Origin of the sequence: Mesorhizobium sp. M0016 (genome assembly GCF_040324035.1) — a bacterium.
Taxonomy (GTDB): Bacteria; Pseudomonadota; Alphaproteobacteria; order Rhizobiales; family Rhizobiaceae; genus Mesorhizobium.
Genome location: NZ_JAMYVM010000064.1, coordinates 1 through 849, shown reverse-complemented (window position 1 = coordinate 849; position 849 = coordinate 1). Strand labels below are relative to the sequence as shown.

1 pseudogene is annotated in these 849 nt (G+C 56.9%); it reads left to right on the top strand.

What is annotated here, in order from left to right:
* A pseudogene (locus tag NKJ88_RS32900) lies at positions 1–848 on the top strand (IS481 family transposase); the annotation flags it as partial.
* Position 849: the final 1 nt, after the last annotated feature.

The following is an 849-nucleotide window of genomic DNA, read 5'->3' as shown; positions in this document are numbered from 1 at the left end:
CGCCGATCTTCCGACTGGCCCCAGAGATCCGAAGTCGACAGTGCTATCGACTAAGGAAGAGGCGGTCATCGTCGCCTTTCGGCGTTTATACGCTGCTGCCACTGGACGATTGCCTCTATGCTCTCCAACCGACGATCCCGCATCTGTCGCGGTCATCCTTGCATCGCTGCCTGCAGCGTCACGGGATAGGCAGGTTGCCGGATGTCGAGGGCGACAAGCCGGCAAGGAAGAAGTTCAAGGCCTATCCAATCGGCTACTTCCATATCGACGTCGCCGAGGTCCGAACCGAGCAGGGCAAGCTGCATATGTTCGTGGCCATAGATCGGACCTCGAAGTTCGCTTTCGTCGAGCTGCACGAGAAGGCAACGACAGCGGTCTCCGCCGATTTCCTGCGCCATCTTCTTGATGCTGTCCCTTACAAGATCCACACAGTGCTTACCGACAACGGCATTCAGTTCACGACCCCAGGTGCCGGCGGCTCGGCCGTTCCGCTGATCAAGGAAGCCATGGCGGCGGGAGAAATCATATGGGCGCACGCCTTCGAACATACTTGCGCCAAGGCCGATATCGACCACCGAACGACAAAGCCAAGGCACCCATGGACCAACGGCCAGGTCGAACGCATGAACCGCACGATCAAGGATGCGACCGTCAAACGCTTCTACTACGAGAGCCATGACCAACTGCGCCAGCATCTCGCCGATTTCGTCTTAGCCTATAATTTCGGCCGTCGACTGAAGACCCTCAAGGGCCTCACGCCCTTTGAATACATCTGCAAAATCTGGACAAAAGAGCCCGAACGATTCAGGCTCGATCCAACCCATCAAACCTTGGGACTAAACATCTAGA